Consider the following 14,190-nt stretch of genomic DNA (forward strand, 5'->3'; position numbering starts at 1 on the left):
TGTGGAAGAATGGGATTTGCTAAATGAGAATCGTGAATTAACCGGGAAAACACATATCCGCGGTGAAAAACTAGCACCCGGAGAACTTCATCTGGTTGTTCACTTATGTATTTTTAACGAAAAAGGGCAACTTTTAATCCAAAAGTGCCAAAAAGATAAAGAAGGTTGGCCGAATTATTGGGATTTTTCTGCGGCTGGTTCTGCGTTAAAAGGCGAAACTAGCCTGCAAGCTGCTGAACGAGAAGTGCAAGAAGAACTAGGAATTACAATTGATTTAAGTAACACCCGTGCTAAATTCAGTTACCATTTCGAAGCAGGATTTGATGATTATTGGTTTATTACGAAAGACGTGGAACTTAGCGACTTAACATTACAAACAGAAGAAGTAGCCGATGCCCGTTTTGTGACTAAAGAAGAGTTAGACGCATTAAGAAGTTCGGGCGAATTCATTCCTTATTTCTTTTTAAACCAGCTTTTTGACCTTAAAAACGCTACAACTATTCATTTTTAACGAATATAGCTAAATTTCCACTTAACAAATTCGTTTCCTACACTTATAATAGTACAGAGACATGAGAAAAACTCCAATTAGAAAGCGAGTGGTAATATGGGCCGTAAATGGGCAAATATTAAAGAGAAAAAAGCGTCAAAAGATAAAACAAATAGTCGTATCTATGCGAAATTTGGAATTGAAATATATGTAGCGGCTAAATCAGGCGACCCAGATCCACATTCCAACCAAAAATTACGTTTTGTTATTGAACGTGCAAAAACATACAATGTGCCAAAACATATTATTGACCGTGCAATCGAAAAAGCGAAAGGCACTGGAGATGAAACTTATTCAGAACTGCGCTATGAAGGCTTTGGTCCAAGCGGCTCGATGATTATCGTAGACGCACTGACAAATAATGTGAATCGTACAGCATCCGATGTTCGCGCAGCTTATAGCAAAAATGGTGGAAACATGGGCGTTAGTGGCTCTGTTGCTTATATGTTTGATAATACAGCTATTTTTGGTGTTGAAGGTAAAGATGCGGATGAGCTATTAGAACTTTTAATGGAAGCGGATATTGATGTTCGTGACATTTTAGACGAAGATGGTCAAGCGATTATTTATGCAGAACCAGAAGATTTCCACAAAGTACAAGAAGGTTTGAAAGCGGCTGGAATTGAAGAATTTACAGTAGCGGAAATCGAGATGATTCCTCAAAACGATATTCAATTATCAGGTGAGGATTTAGAAAAATTCGAGAAACTAATTGATGCTTTAGAAGACCTAGAAGACGTGCAAAAAGTATATCATAACGTCGAATTAGAAGATTAACAGCCAACTATTACAACAATCGGAGGAATTGATAAAATGTCAAAATTACCAAATTGCCCAGAATGTAACTCAGAATATGCTTACGAAGATCGCGGTCTATTAATTTGCCCGGAATGTGGCCATGAGTGGAGTGCTGTAGCAGAAGAAGCTACCGAGGAAAAAGTGTTCAAAGACTCAAACGGCAACGTCCTAACAGATGGTGATTCTGTCACAGTCATCAAAGATCTTAAAGTAAAAGGTGCATCAAACCCAATCAAAATGGGAACAAAAGTAAAAAATATCCGCTTAGTAGACGGCGACCACGACATTGATTGCAAAATCGATGGCTTCGGCCCAATGAAATTAAAATCAGAATTTGTTAAGAAGATATAAAAAAAGCAGCGATTCTCTAATTCAGAGAGTCGCTGCTTTTTTTAATTCTGCACAAAAACCGTTTCAAACACAAATGATTCATACGTATGGCGCGTTATCGAATATTCGAACACACGACCATCCTCCAAATGTGCTAATTTTTCAATTTCCATCATAAAAGTAGGTTCTTCTAAATCGAGGAGCTTGCTATCCTCTTGATTTGATTTATCCCCGCGAACCCAAACATGGGCGCTCTGCATCTTGAGTTTCAAATCATCACGAATATAATTATAAATCGAGTCCTCTAAATGACGCGGCTCGAGTCCTGGAATAATCGCAAGTGGCATATAAGTATGTTCAATCGAATAAGCTTTGTGACCAACTTCTCTCATCCGGATGATTCGGTAAATATAGTCATCCTGCATTTCTAATTTTTCTGCGACTTCTTTCGATGGTTTTTCAATAGAAAATAAAATGACTTTCGATTTAATATTGTCTTTCCCAAATGTATTTACGAGTCCTGACATTGGACCCAGCGCGAATTCGCCGCCGTTAGTAGAATGGGATTTAACGAAAGTCCCAGCACCACGTCGTCTAATAACCATACCTTCTTGCACGAGCATATCTAGCGCTTTTTTGACAGTTAGTTTGCTGCAATCATAAACGCGTGCCAGACTATCCCCATCAGGCAATTTCTCGTTAATTTCGTATTTGTTTTGGTTGATTTTATCACGGATATCTATGTATATTTCCATGTATTTAGCCATTCCCGACATTTTATTGGCTCCTTTACTGATGTAATAAGCATAGTATACCATATACTTTTATAAAAAGGTATCCCTATAAATAAAAGTATATATCTTTTAATAAAAGTATTGTTTTTTAAATAAATGTATGCTATATTTATTTTGACAAAAGGGAGGCCATAAAAAATGAAAGAATTATTAACGTTTCCAAAAGATTTTTGGTGGGGCTCTGCGTGGTCTGCTGAACAAGCAGAAGGTCGCGGAGACACTGGTAAGGCAAAAACTGTTTGGGAGCATTGGTTTGAAACAGAACCGAATCGCTTTTACGAAGGTATAGGTTCAGAAATTACAACAGATCATTTTAATCGGTATAAAGAAGATGTGCAGTGGATGAAGAAAACAGGACATAACTCGTTCCGGATTTCGATTTCATGGGCGCGAATGTTTCCAAACGATGGTGTCGGCGAAGTGAACAAGAAAGCTATTGCGTTTTATCGCGATTTACTTACTGAGATGAATGAAAACGGTATCAAACCATTCGCGAACTTATATCATTTCGATATGCCCGTTGCACTTCAAGACGCTGGTGGCTGGGAATCAAGAGAAGTTGTGGATGCTTATGTTCATTTTGCGGATACTTGTTTTAAAGAATTTGGCGATTTAGTGTACCACTGGTTTACGTTTAACGAACCACTCGGACCGATTCTTGGCGGGTATTTAGAAGATTTCCATTATCCGAATCAAATTGACTTCAAACGCGGTGCACAAGCTGGTTTTAACACAATCTTGGCACATGCATTAGCTATTAAAGCATTTAAAAAATTAAACTTGTCATCAAAAATCGGCGTAATTTTAAACCTTAGCCCGACTTATCCGCGTAGCCAAAACGAATACGATTTAGAAGCTGCAGAAATCTGTGATGCTTTTTATACGAGAAGCTTCTTGGATCCGATGGTTAAAGGAACTTTCCCAGAAAAATTAGTTGAAATTATGCGCGAATACGATCAAATGCCCGAATATACGGAAGAAGATTTGACGATTATTAAAGAAAATACAGCGCAAATTCTTGGCCTAAATTACTATGAACCAAGACGCGTGAAAGCCCGTTTAACCGCTATTAATAAAAAAAGTCCGTTTTTACCAGATTGGTTTTTTGAACCGCACAATATGCCAGGTAAACGAATGAATATTTATCGCGGTTGGGAAATTTATGAACGTGGGATTTACGATTTATGTATTGATATTCGCGATAATTACGGCAACATCGAATCATTTATTTCTGAAAATGGTATGGGTGTAGCGAATGAAGAGCGTTTCTTAAATGAAGATGGGCAAATTCAAGATGATTACCGGATTCAATTCGTCAAAGATCATTTGGCGTATGTACATCAAGCGATTGCAGAAGGTTGCGATATTAAAGGGTATCACTTATGGACATTCATTGATTGTTGGTCGTGGATTAATGCCTATAAAAACCGTTACGGACTCGTTTCACTTGATGTTGAAACTGGCAAACGCACAGTGAAGAAAAGTGGCGAATTTTATAAAAAAATGAGTGACATGAACGGTTTTGAATATGAAACAAGCAAACTAGTTGGGACGAAAAGGGAGGAAACAACTAATGGCTGAAACGAAAAAGAAGTCGATTGTTAATGGATTTATTAATGTAGCACAACGTCTTGGTGGTCAGATTCATTTGCGTTCATTGCGTGATGCTTTTGCGAGTATTATGCCGTTCATGATTTTAGCTGGTTTTGTCACACTGATTAACTATGTTATTTTAGAACCGACTGGCTTCATGGGCAAAATTGTTAACCCAGATACACTTAGAACTTGGCAAGAAATTGGTATTTCAATCGGAAATGGTACCCTGAGTGTTATTACACTTTTGGTCACTGTGGCGATTTCGTATCATTTATGCTTGAATCGTGGCTATAAAAATGTCATTGCTCCAATTCTTGTCGCTTTATCTTCATTTATTGTCGTAACACCGATTGCGATGACGTTTCTTCCAGAAGGCGCATCAAAATCAATCGAAGTACCAAATGTTATCCCAGTTAGTTATACTGGTGCGTCAGGTATGTTCGTTGGTATTATCGTTGGCTTAATTGCAACCGATTTATTCATTAAATTATCGAAAAACAAACGTATGCAAATCAATTTAACAGGAAATATTCCACCGGCAGTTATTAAATCATTTAACGTGTTAATTCCGATTATGATTACGGTTATTATTTTCTCGATTGTGTCATTTGCCGTTAATCAAATTTTCAGTATGGACTTTAACACGCTTGTTACAACAATTATCACGAAGCCGCTTAGCTATGTGACGACAAGTCTTCCAGGATTCTTGCTGATTACTTCTATCGCTAACTTATTCTTCGGTTTAGGGATTCACCAAGCAGTTATTTCTGGTCCGTTACTAGATCCATTTTTACTTCAAAATATGCAAGAGAACATGGTTGCATACGCTAATCATCAAGAAATCCCGCATATTATTAACATGGCTTTCAAAGATACATTTGCAGTTATGGGTGGCTCAGGAAACACGATTGGTCTACTAATTGCCATTTTCATCTTTGGAAAACGAAAAGATTACAAAGATATCTCGAAATTATCCGCAGCACCTTCGCTATTTAACATTAGTGAACCGATTATCTTTGGTCTACCGATTGTCTTCAACCCATTACTAATTATCCCGTTCGTACTAGCGCCAATTTTCTCTTTAACAACAGCGTATTATGCGACGGCAGCAGGTTGGATTAATCATGTAGTTGTACAAACCCCGTGGACGACACCGCCGATTATTTCAGGTTTCTTAGCAACTGGTGGAGACTGGCGCGCGTCCGTTCTACAAGTAATTATCATTGTTGTAACAGTCTTTATCTATCTACCATTCCTACGTATGGATGAAAAAGTTGCTTTTGCTACAGCTCAAAAAACAGAAGCAAAATAAGGAAGGAAGTTTAACCAATGAAAAACATTTTATTAGTATGTAATGCTGGAATGTCCACAAGTTTCTTAGTAGAAAAAATGAAAGCAGTAGGACAGGAGCAAGGTATTGAAGCAAATATCTGGGCTGTATCCGACGCTGAACTGCACGAAAACTGGGAAAAAGCAGATGTTATTTTGCTTGGACCACAAGTTGGTTATTTAAAAGGTAACACAGAAAAAGTAGTTGGCGGAAAAATTCCTGTCGAAGTAATTAATATGTTAGACTACGGCCGTGTAAACGGAGCAGCGGTACTTGAAAGAGCAATCGAATTAATCGGTTAAAAAAGTAAGGGAGTGTGGCTTATAGTCGCACTCCTTTTTTATCGGGGAAGAAAGTGTTATAATGTCTGAAAAGGAGCGGAATTATTATGAAATATGTAAAATCACAAATGAAAGAGCTTGTAAAAGATAGCGTAGACTTGCAAGAACGCCTTCAAAAGCTAATGAAAGAAATGGATTTAGAAAAAACTTTCGCTTTAAAAGCACTTTATCATTCAGAAGTAGCTGATGGTGGACCGTACCAAACAGCGTATCAAGATTTGGATTATAAATATAAAGATTAACATCAAATGGCTCTGCTAAATAATTAGCAGAGCCGTTTTTAGATATATTTTCCTTGGATTTCTGCTAAATAATCAACAAAATTATCGTAAAAGTCATCACGGTTTTGAATGGTTACATGTGTTCCAAGTTGGAGCAAAAAGCGGTACCCGGCCTCATGATCGGGAAGTGTCACTTTTACTAAAAAATGCTCTTCATCTTGCTGTGAAATTGCAACTGGATCAAAGCGCTCAACGATTTGTTCACGAGCTATTTTATCTACAATTAAAGTGACTTCATGCATCAAGAACGTGGGTCTATCTGCGGTCATGCCAAATGGTTTTACAACAAAAGGCCGCGCTTCAAAAGTTTCTTCCAGCGTTTTCAGTTCAACAATACGCGACATTTTAAACGTCCGAAAATCGCTACGCTCCAAGCTGTAACCTTGCAAATACCAAGAACGATTCCTAAATAGGAGGTGATACGGCTCAGTTTTACGAACGGTTTGATTGCCGGTTCGATCAATATAGCTGAGTTCCACTAGTTGATGTTTTTTTATCGCTAAATACAAACTTTCGACTTTAGCATTTAACTCTTTTTTCATGGATAAATTGGAGAAATCAAGCGAAATCGAACTTTTGGGCGGTTCGCTGGAATGGTCGAGCATGTTTTTCATTTTTTGAAGGGTTTTCTTGGTTTCAGCGGAAGAAAGCAACTGCTCCATCCCGTCTAAGCTGGCGATAATAGCTGTTAAATCCCCTGCTGTGAGAAGCTTTTTATCGACTTTGTAGGTGGGCATAATTCCAATGCCACCTTTCGTTCCGGCAATCGTGTAAATCGGGATATTCGCCATCGCGAGCGTGTCAATGTCGCGAAAAATAGTACGTTTGGAAACCTCAAACATTGTAGCCATTTCAGAAGCACTGACTAACTCACGTTGGAGGAGTAGCATGATAATTCCGATGAGTCGCTCGATTTTCATTTTTTTCTCCTTTGTTTTTGGAATGATGACAGACAGTTGTCATCATTCGCGTGTTATAGTTACATCATATCAAAGTTAAGTAACTTTTTGGAGGGAAATATTATGGCATTTGAAATTGTTGAATTGAAAAAAGAAACATTTACTGGAAACAAAGTAGAAATCCCTGAATTTGATCCACAAAAAGGCTTTGGCCCAATGAGCGAAATCAAAGAATCAGCCTACACAAAATTTGCAAAAAACGAAAAAGACTACGTTGGCATTAACGCAAGTCTTGACGGCTTACAATATTACATCGTAGCAAGTGTGAACGGTGAAAACGGCGACACAACCTTCGACATCCCAGCAGGCAAATACGCAAAATTCGTAACAAGCGAATCAGACCGTCCAGCACTAGACGGCTTCATCGGCGCAGCTTACGGCGAAGTGAGCCAAAGCGATACGATTGGCATTGCGGGATCGTTTAATTTGGAGGATCTTAGAGAAGCTGAGTTTACGCTTTATATTCCGGTTGTTAGTAAGTAAATTGAGAGGCCCCTTTCGGTGGAGAGGGGTCTTTTTTAACTAAACTAAACCAACCTCACCAAAACCCCAACATCCGCACAATACCCCAAACACCCACCAGCCATTTCCTTCGACGTAACCAACCAATCAAATTCCGCCAACTCCCCGTAAGTAAGCAAAGCCGACTTATCCACCTTCGTATGATCCACCAGCAAAAATTTCTCCGTAGCTTTTTCCATCATATGGCGCTTAATCTCATACTCCAAAATATCCGAATTCATCACCCCGCGTGTAGTCGAAAGCGCAGTCGCAGCCATGAAAGCTTTCGTAATATTGTATTTCTCAAAAAATCCCCAGTTCTCCACGCCGACAAATGATTTAGTACTTGGTTTAAACGTCGAGCCAATCACAATCAATTTCACATTATCCATTTCACTTGCAAAATTAATCACACCTAAGCTATTGGTAATAATAGTAATCTCCTTATCCGCTGGCAGAGCGGCAGCGAGACAGCTAGTCGTTGTGCCGGAATCAATAAAAATCAAATCATTTTCTTCAATAAAATCAGCGGCTGCTTTTCCGATAAGCTGTTTTTCAGCATGATTTTCAGTATTACGATTTTCGAACGGCCGAATTTCTTCAGGATTATTATAAATAGAAACGACACCACCATAGACTTTTTTGATGGTGTTTTTTTGGAGAAGTTTGGCAATGTCTCGGCGAACAGTATTTTTAGAAACGTTGAATTGTTCGCATAAATCATCGAGGCTAGCGCTGCCTTTTTCGTGAATTAAATTCTCAATCGCTTGAATGCGTTGTACTTTCATTTTAAATTCATCCTTTGACAAAAATATTTTAATTACACTATTTATAACACATGCTCAAAAGGTAATCAACTATGATTTTTTACGGTGAAGTTAGTGACAAAAATTAAATTGACTCTCCAATTTTATTGGCTTAAGATGGGGTTATAATCGATTGATGGTTAACTTATGAGTAATTTTAAGTGGAGGGATAATTTATGGCAGATGTACGGAAATTAAAGAATTATATTAACGGCGAATGGGTCGAGAGTAAGACGGATAAATACGAAGATGTCATCAATCCAGCGACGGGGGAAGTTCTGTGCCAAGTGCCAATATCGACGCGCGCGGAATTAGACCAGGCCATTACCATTGCCGAGCAAGCTTTTGAAAAATGGAGCCAAGTTGCTGTACCAAGACGTGCACGGGTTTTATTTAGTTTCCAACAGTTACTCATTCAACATAAAGAAGAACTAGCAAGATTAATTACACTCGAAAATGGTAAAAATTTATCCGAGGCACGCGGTGAAGTGCAACGTGGTATTGAAAACGTTGAGTTCGCGGCTGGAGCACCAACGTTGATGATGGGTGATTCGCTTGCTTCGATTGCAACCGATGTGGAAGCGGCTAATTATCGCTACCCGGTCGGGGTTGTTGGCGGAATTGCACCATTTAACTTTCCGATGATGGTTCCTTGTTGGATGTTCCCAATGGCTATCGCGCTCGGTAACTCGTTTATTTTAAAACCATCTGAACGAACACCACTTTTAATGGAGAAGTTGGTCGAATTATTTTCCGAAGCTGGTCTTCCAAAAGGTGTGTTCAATGTGGTATACGGCGCGCATGATGTGGTTAATGGTATTTTAGAAAACGAAATAATTAAAGCGGTTTCTTTTGTTGGTTCTAAGCCAGTTGGGGAGTATGTCTATAAAACAGGGAGCGCGAATTTGAAACGTGTACAAGCTTTGACAGGCGCGAAAAACCATACGATTGTGCTTAATGATGCGGATTTAGAGGATACCGTGACGAATGTTATTTCAGCGGCATTTGGATCGGCTGGTGAACGTTGCATGGCGTGTGCGGTCGTCACAGTGGAAGAGGGAATCGCGGATGAGTTTCTAGCGGCACTTCGGACAGCCGCGCAGAATGTGAAAATTGGAAACGGGTTAGACGATGGCGTTTTCCTCGGTCCAGTAATTCGCGAAGAAAACCAAAAACGCACGATTGCTTATATTGAAAAAGGCGTGGAAGAAGGCGCGAAATTAACTGTAGATGGCCGTGAAACAGGGCTTTCTGAAGGATATTTTGTTGGACCGACAATTTTGGAAGATGTTACGACAGATATGACGATTTGGAAAGAGGAGATTTTTGCCCCAGTTTTATCTGTGATTCGTGTGAAAAATCTCCAAGAAGCTGTTCGGGTTGCGAACCAATCTGAATTTGCGAACGGAGCTTGTATTTTCACCAATAATGCCAAGGCAATCCGCTACTTTAGAGAAAAAATCGATGCTGGAATGCTTGGTGTGAATTTGGGTGTACCTGCTCCAATGGCGTTTTTCCCGTTTTCTGGTTGGAAATCGTCCTTTTATGGAACACTTCATGCGAACGGCAAAGACAGTGTAGATTTTTACACGCATAAAAAAGTTGTCACTGCGAGATATTCATTAAAAGGCTACGAAGAATAGGAGGAGCGAACATGAGCAAACTATTACGAAAACCGTTAAATGAGAAGATAAATCCTGGTGTTACGCTTGTTCAAGATATCAACCAAGAAAATTCTCCGCTTAATTACGTTGGTTTTCGCTTAATTGAACTGGAAAAAGGTGCCATTTATCAGGAGGAGCTTACTGATTTAGAGTGTTGCATTGTCGCGCTTACTGGGAAAATTACAGTGAGTGAGGGTACGCATGTTTTTTCTGAAATTGGAACAAGAGCGAACGTCTTTGAAAAAATTCCAACTGATAGCGTGTTTATTTCTGGTGGACGGGTGTTTCAAATGAATGCAGACTCTGAAAAAGCTCGTGTGGCGTTTTGTTACTCGCCGGCTGACCGAGATTTGCCAACGACGCTTATTAAAGCAAGCGATAATTCAATTGAGCAGCGTGGGAAATATCAAAATAAACGACTGGTACATAACATTTTGCCGGATGTGAGTGAGGTTGCGAGTAGTTTGTTGGTTGTGGAAGTGTATACGGATGGCGGGAATTTTTCGAGTTATCCACCGCATAAACATGACCGCGATAATTTGCCAGCAGAGTCACTTTTAGAAGAAAGTTATTATCATGAAATTAATCCGGAGCAAGGCTTTATTTTTCAACGTGTCTATACGGATGATCGTGCGCTTGATGAAACAATGGCAGTAGAGCATCAGAATGCAGTTATCGTTCCAGAAGGCTATCACCCAGTTGGAGTGCCAGATGGATATGATTCTTACTATTTAAACGTGATGGCTGGACCGAAGCGGGTTTGGAAATTTCACAATGATCCAGACCATGAATGGATTTTAGAGCGAGACTAAGAGGAGGATTTGGAGCATGAATCTAAACAAACATAGCGAACGAAAATTTGATTTAATCACAGTAGGACGCGCGTGCATTGATTTGAATGCGGTCGAATACAATCGTCCAATGGAAGAAACGATGACTTTTTCTAAATATGTGGGTGGCTCCCCGGCGAATATTGCGATAGGAACCGCGAAACTTGGCTTAAAAGTAGGTTTTATCGGCAAAATTTCAGATGATCAACATGGTAGGTTTATTGAAAAATATATGCGTGATTTGGATATAAATACGGCTGGAATGGTGAAAGATACAGCTGGACGCAAAGTTGGTTTGGCGTTTACGGAAATCAAGAGCCCGGAAGAATGCAGTATTTTGATGTATCGTGAAACTGTAGCGGATTTATATTTAACGCCGGAAGAGATTTCGGAAGACTACATAAAAGAAACACGGGTGCTGCTCATTTCTGGTACAGCTTTAGCGCAAAGTCCATCACGGGAAGCTGTTTTAAAAGCAGTCCACTTAGCTCGGAAAAACGATGTGATTGTCGCTTTTGAACTGGATTATCGCCCTTATACGTGGAAAAACACCGAAGAAACAGCGGTTTATTATTCACTGGTCGCGGAACAAGCGGACGTGATTATTGGAACACGTGACGAATTCGATATGATGGAAAACCAAGTCGGTGGTAACAATGAAGCAACAAAAGCGTATCTTTTCCAACATCAAGCAGAAATTGTCGTTATTAAGCATGGCGTGGAAGGCTCATTCGCATATACAAAAGCGGGCGAAACCTTCCGAGCACAAGCCTATAAAACTAAAGTACTCAAAACATTTGGCGCAGGGGATTCTTATGCATCTGCGTTCTTATATGGACTGTTTAGCGGCGAAAATATCGAAACAGCACTTAAATTCGGAAGTGCGGCAGCTTCGATTGTTGTTAGCAAGCATAGTTCTTCGGATGCGATGCCAACTGCCGACGAAATTAAAGCGCTCATCGCGCAAGCTGAGTAGGAGGGGATTATGGTGACTGAAAAAACAATTCGACTAACTACCGCGCAAGCTCTGGTGAAGTTTTTAAATCAACAGTATATTGAGGTGGACGGTGAATCTGCGCCGTTTGTGGACGGAATTTTTACATTGTTCGGGCACGGGAATGTGGTTGGAATTGGGCAAGCTTTGGAAGAGAATCCGGGTCATTTAAAAGTGTATCAAGGGAAAAATGAGCAGGGTATGGCGCACGCGGCAATTGCCTATGCAAAACAAAAAAATCGCCAGCGCATCTACGCGTGTTCCACATCAGCTGGACCAGGTTCCGCTAACTTAATTACAGCAGCCGGCACCGCATTTGCGAACAATTTACCAGTGTTATTTTTGCCAGCCGACACATTCGCAACTAGACAGCCCGACCCTGTTTTACAACAACTAGAGCATGAGTCGAGCACAGCAATCACCACCAACGACGGCTTCCGGGCAGTCTCCAGGTATTTTGACCGCGTGCAACGACCAGAACAACTCATGAGTGCTCTGATTCGCGCTTTCGAAGTAATGACCAATCCAGCAAGCGCCGGTCCAGCAACAATCTGCATCGCGCAAGACACAGAAGGAGAAGCGTTCGATTATCCAGTTGAATTTTTCCAAAAGCGGATTCACTATCTTAATCGGCAAATTCCGACAAAACGCGAACTAACCGAGGCGGCGAAACTTATCAAAGCTAGCCAGACCCCGGTAATCATTGTCGGAGGTGGAGCACGCTATTCAGATGCCCGCAAAGAATTAATCGCCCTCTCCAAACAAAACGACATTCCACTCGTTGAAACGCACGCTGGAAAATCCACCGTTGAGTTTAGCTTCAAAAATAACCTAGGAGGCACGGGTATTCTTGGTACGCTGGCTGCAAATAAAATAATCCACGATGCCGATTTAGTGATTGGAATTGGCACGCGTTATACTGATTTCACAACGAGCTCCAAGACAGCCTTTAACCCAACAACTAAATTTATCAATATCAACGTCAACCGTATGCAAACTTACAAACTAGATGCCTTCCAAGTGGTCGGTGATGCCAAAGCAACCCTAGCCGAACTCGCACCACTTTTAAAAAGGTACAAAACCCAATTTGGTGACAAGATTGCTGCATACAAAAAAGAATGGCTAAAAGAACGAACGCGTCTGCAACATACAAAATTCAATCGGGATAATTTTACACCAGAAATCAAAAATCAATTCGACCAAGCAATTCTAAACGAATACGCAGATAGCTTACGGACTGAATTCACGCAAACCGAAGCACTAATTACAATTAATGATACCGTGGCGCCAGATAGCATCGTAGTTTGTTCAGCTGGTTCACTTCCGGGCGACCTGCAACGACTCTGGAATCCAGCCGTGCCAAACACGTATCACCTAGAATACGGCTATTCTTGCATGGGTTACGAAATTAACGGCGCTCTAGGCGCAAAAATGGCCGCAAGCGATAACCAAGAAGTATACGCTATCGTCGGCGATGGCAGTTTCTGCATGTCTCACTCTGAACTGCTGACTTCCTTGCAATACGGCAAAAAAATTAACATTATGCTCTTCGATAATTCCGGATTTGGCTGTATTAATAATCTTCAAATGGCAAATGGGAGTGACAGTTTCTTCTGTGAATTCCGCGATAACAACAACCAAATCATGCAAGTCGATTACGCCAAAATTGCAGAAGGCTACGGAGCTAAAGTCTATAAAGCCAACACAAAAGAAGATTTGATCAATGCGGTAGAAGATGCCAAAAAACAAACCAAAACAACTTTAATCGAAATGAAAGTGTTGCCTAAAACCATGTCAGAAGGATATCTTAATTGGTGGAATGTAGGAGTTTCCGAAGTTTCAAATAAAGAAAGCATCACCCGAGCATACGAAGCAAAACAAGCGAATCTGAAAAAAGCACGACTATATTAAGTTAAACAAAAACAAGCCTGACATAAAGGCTTGTTTTTTTGTTTGCAGTACCTAACAGCCAGGCTTTGCATCACAGCAGTTTTTCTTTATAATAAGAGTAATTGTAAGATTATGTTATTTAGGAGGAAATAATATGGAAGCTTTTGCAGAATATCTAGCTGAGATTGAAAACCCGGAACACCGCGCGAGAATGCAAGAAGTTTTAATCTGGGTGGCGGAGAAATTTCCAAATCTAAAGCCAGAAATCAAATGGAATACACCAATGTTCACCAATAACGGTACCTTCATCATTGGATTCTCAATGGCAAAACAGCATATGAGTGTTTCCCCAGAAGTAGCTGGAATTGAGCGTTTCGAAGCGGACCTTAAAGATGCAGGTTATAGTCATACGAAAGGTATTTTCCGGATTTTATGGAAGAAACCGGTAGATTTTGATTTACTAGCAAAAATAATCGAGTTTAATATTCAAGATAAAGCAAATTATACTAGTTTTTGGCGCGTTTAA

General features: G+C 40.1%; 16 protein-coding genes. 13 read left to right on the forward strand and 3 right to left on the reverse strand.

From position 1 onward, the window contains the following. Position 1: 1 nt before the first annotated feature. The 3 genes from HCB38_RS00745 (at position 2) to HCB38_RS00755 (ending at position 1,699) form a co-directional block, all read left to right on the forward strand. On the forward strand, positions 2-511 hold the full coding sequence (locus tag HCB38_RS00745; RefSeq protein WP_185637230.1) for an NUDIX hydrolase: 510 nt from the start codon (positions 2-4) through the stop codon (positions 509-511). A 96-nt stretch (positions 512-607) separates the two neighbouring features. Beyond that, a complete protein-coding gene (locus tag HCB38_RS00750; protein ID WP_185337138.1) occupies positions 608-1,327 on the forward strand; it encodes a YebC/PmpR family DNA-binding transcriptional regulator in 720 nt (239 codons plus the stop codon). 36 nt (positions 1,328-1,363) lie between these two features. After that, positions 1,364-1,699, forward strand: a complete 336-nt coding sequence (locus HCB38_RS00755) for a zinc ribbon domain-containing protein YjdM (protein WP_003760313.1) — start codon at positions 1,364-1,366, stop codon at positions 1,697-1,699. A gap of 41 nt (positions 1,700-1,740) precedes the next feature. Here the strand turns inward: HCB38_RS00755 and HCB38_RS00760 are convergent, their stop codons facing one another. After that, a complete protein-coding gene (locus tag HCB38_RS00760; RefSeq protein WP_003723222.1) occupies positions 1,741-2,454 on the reverse strand; it encodes a GntR family transcriptional regulator in 714 nt (237 codons plus the stop codon). A 156-nt stretch (positions 2,455-2,610) separates the two neighbouring features. Here HCB38_RS00760 and HCB38_RS00765 point away from each other — a divergent pair, with 156 nt between their 5' ends. The 4 genes from HCB38_RS00765 to HCB38_RS00780 all read left to right on the forward strand — a co-directional run bounded on the left by HCB38_RS00765 (position 2,611) and on the right by HCB38_RS00780 (position 5,981). After that, positions 2,611-4,053: a glycoside hydrolase family 1 protein gene (locus tag HCB38_RS00765; protein WP_185637232.1), complete on the forward strand. Its 1,443-nt coding sequence runs from the start codon at positions 2,611-2,613 to the stop codon at positions 4,051-4,053. Further along, entirely contained in the window at positions 4,046-5,380 is a 1,335-nt protein-coding gene (locus HCB38_RS00770) for a PTS sugar transporter subunit IIC (protein ID WP_185317903.1), read from the forward strand. The genes HCB38_RS00765 and HCB38_RS00770 overlap by 8 nt, the downstream gene beginning before the upstream one ends. Positions 5,381-5,397: 17 nt before the next feature. Further along, complete coding sequence (locus tag HCB38_RS00775) at positions 5,398-5,700, forward strand: PTS sugar transporter subunit IIB (protein ID WP_185317904.1); 303 nt, start codon at positions 5,398-5,400, stop codon at positions 5,698-5,700. A gap of 86 nt (positions 5,701-5,786) precedes the next feature. Continuing rightward, positions 5,787-5,981, forward strand: a complete 195-nt coding sequence (locus tag HCB38_RS00780) for a hypothetical protein (protein WP_003724301.1) — start codon at positions 5,787-5,789, stop codon at positions 5,979-5,981. 38 nt (positions 5,982-6,019) lie between these two features. On the opposite strand, the gene HCB38_RS00785 is transcribed toward HCB38_RS00780, so the two are convergent. Next, positions 6,020-6,940: a helix-turn-helix transcriptional regulator gene (locus tag HCB38_RS00785; RefSeq protein WP_185637234.1), complete on the reverse strand. Its 921-nt coding sequence runs from the start codon at positions 6,938-6,940 to the stop codon at positions 6,020-6,022. Between the two features lie 102 nt (positions 6,941-7,042). Here HCB38_RS00785 and HCB38_RS00790 point away from each other — a divergent pair, with 102 nt between their 5' ends. Next, positions 7,043-7,462 (forward strand): GyrI-like domain-containing protein, encoded by a 420-nt coding sequence (locus tag HCB38_RS00790; protein ID WP_185637236.1) that lies wholly within the window; start codon positions 7,043-7,045, stop codon positions 7,460-7,462. A gap of 44 nt (positions 7,463-7,506) precedes the next feature. Here HCB38_RS00790 and HCB38_RS00795 read toward each other — a convergent pair whose 3' ends face one another. Next, positions 7,507-8,268: a DeoR/GlpR family DNA-binding transcription regulator gene (locus HCB38_RS00795; protein WP_185637238.1), complete on the reverse strand. Its 762-nt coding sequence runs from the start codon at positions 8,266-8,268 to the stop codon at positions 7,507-7,509. A gap of 194 nt (positions 8,269-8,462) precedes the next feature. Here HCB38_RS00795 and iolA point away from each other — a divergent pair, with 194 nt between their 5' ends. The 5 genes from iolA (at position 8,463) to HCB38_RS00820 (ending at position 14,190) form a co-directional block, all read left to right on the forward strand. Continuing rightward, positions 8,463-9,929, forward strand: a complete 1,467-nt coding sequence (gene iolA / locus HCB38_RS00800; RefSeq protein WP_185637240.1) for a methylmalonate-semialdehyde dehydrogenase — start codon at positions 8,463-8,465, stop codon at positions 9,927-9,929. A gap of 11 nt (positions 9,930-9,940) precedes the next feature. Continuing rightward, positions 9,941-10,762 carry a 5-deoxy-glucuronate isomerase gene (iolB, locus tag HCB38_RS00805; RefSeq protein ID WP_185637242.1) on the forward strand — a complete coding sequence of 274 codons (822 nt, stop codon included), beginning with the start codon at positions 9,941-9,943 and terminating at the stop codon, positions 10,760-10,762. A gap of 16 nt (positions 10,763-10,778) precedes the next feature. After that, positions 10,779-11,756 carry a 5-dehydro-2-deoxygluconokinase gene (gene iolC / locus HCB38_RS00810; protein ID WP_185608051.1) on the forward strand — a complete coding sequence of 326 codons (978 nt, stop codon included), beginning with the start codon at positions 10,779-10,781 and terminating at the stop codon, positions 11,754-11,756. Between the two features lie 12 nt (positions 11,757-11,768). After that, positions 11,769-13,685 carry a 3D-(3,5/4)-trihydroxycyclohexane-1,2-dione acylhydrolase (decyclizing) gene (gene iolD, locus HCB38_RS00815; protein WP_185637244.1) on the forward strand — a complete coding sequence of 639 codons (1,917 nt, stop codon included), beginning with the start codon at positions 11,769-11,771 and terminating at the stop codon, positions 13,683-13,685. A 133-nt stretch (positions 13,686-13,818) separates the two neighbouring features. Continuing rightward, positions 13,819-14,190 (forward strand): iron chaperone, encoded by a 372-nt coding sequence (locus HCB38_RS00820; RefSeq protein ID WP_185317917.1) that lies wholly within the window; start codon positions 13,819-13,821, stop codon positions 14,188-14,190.

It is taken from the genome of Listeria farberi (assembly GCF_014229295.1).
GTDB lineage: Bacteria > Bacillota > Bacilli > Lactobacillales > Listeriaceae > Listeria > Listeria farberi.

Bases quoted from the DNA above. Each gene is read 5' to 3' on its own strand.
- HCB38_RS00750 (WP_185337138.1), top strand. From the start codon at position 608: ATGGGCCGTAAATGGGCAAATATTAAAGAGAAAAAAGCGTCAAAAGAT.
- iolA (WP_185637240.1), top strand. From the start codon at position 8,463: ATGGCAGATGTACGGAAATTAAAGAATTATATTAACGGCGAATGGGTC.
- HCB38_RS00785 (WP_185637234.1), bottom strand. From the start codon at position 6,940: ATGAAAATCGAGCGACTCATCGGAATTATCATGCTACTCCTCCAACGT.
- HCB38_RS00820 (WP_185317917.1), top strand. From the start codon at position 13,819: ATGGAAGCTTTTGCAGAATATCTAGCTGAGATTGAAAACCCGGAACAC.
- HCB38_RS00760 (WP_003723222.1), bottom strand. From the start codon at position 2,454: ATGTCGGGAATGGCTAAATACATGGAAATATACATAGATATCCGTGAT.
- iolB (WP_185637242.1), top strand. From the start codon at position 9,941: ATGAGCAAACTATTACGAAAACCGTTAAATGAGAAGATAAATCCTGGT.
- HCB38_RS00780 (WP_003724301.1), top strand. From the start codon at position 5,787: ATGAAATATGTAAAATCACAAATGAAAGAGCTTGTAAAAGATAGCGTA.
- HCB38_RS00790 (WP_185637236.1), top strand. From the start codon at position 7,043: ATGGCATTTGAAATTGTTGAATTGAAAAAAGAAACATTTACTGGAAAC.
- HCB38_RS00770 (WP_185317903.1), top strand. From the start codon at position 4,046: ATGGCTGAAACGAAAAAGAAGTCGATTGTTAATGGATTTATTAATGTA.
- HCB38_RS00795 (WP_185637238.1), bottom strand. From the start codon at position 8,268: ATGAAAGTACAACGCATTCAAGCGATTGAGAATTTAATTCACGAAAAA.
- HCB38_RS00775 (WP_185317904.1), top strand. From the start codon at position 5,398: ATGAAAAACATTTTATTAGTATGTAATGCTGGAATGTCCACAAGTTTC.
- HCB38_RS00755 (WP_003760313.1), top strand. From the start codon at position 1,364: ATGTCAAAATTACCAAATTGCCCAGAATGTAACTCAGAATATGCTTAC.
- iolC (WP_185608051.1), top strand. From the start codon at position 10,779: ATGAATCTAAACAAACATAGCGAACGAAAATTTGATTTAATCACAGTA.
- HCB38_RS00765 (WP_185637232.1), top strand. From the start codon at position 2,611: ATGAAAGAATTATTAACGTTTCCAAAAGATTTTTGGTGGGGCTCTGCG.